This window comes from Pelomonas dachongensis (assembly GCF_043555865.1).
GTDB lineage: Bacteria > Pseudomonadota > Gammaproteobacteria > Burkholderiales > Burkholderiaceae_C > Pelomonas > Pelomonas dachongensis.
Window position 1 is genome coordinate 1 of record NZ_JBIGHY010000051.1, and the last position, 291, is coordinate 291.

Genomic DNA, 291 nt, shown 5'->3' on the forward strand with positions numbered 1-291 from the left:
CCATCCCGCTGAAGAGCTGCCAAACGACATTCTCCGACCAGCGCTCAACGACGGATTCGTCACTCTCGTTGAAGGCGTGCTTGAGGTACAGCAGCGAGACCATCAACCGGATCGGCAGCCGCGGGCGACCCGCACGGCTCACGCCGCCGGCGGCCACCACCAGCGTGGGGCCAAACATGTCGGCGTCCTCGCGGGACTTGCCCATGCGGGCCTTGCGGGCGAACAGCGGGGCGAGTGACGCTTCGATCTCGGACCAGGGCATGCGCCGGCCAAGAACCGCGAGCGGGTGGC

1 protein-coding gene is annotated in these 291 nt (G+C 68.0%); it reads right to left on the reverse strand.

Going from position 1 to position 291, the window contains the following annotated elements; genetic code table 11:
• A partial coding sequence (locus ACG02S_RS26280; protein ID WP_394473447.1) for a transposase occupies positions 1–291 on the reverse strand: 291 nt, incomplete at both ends.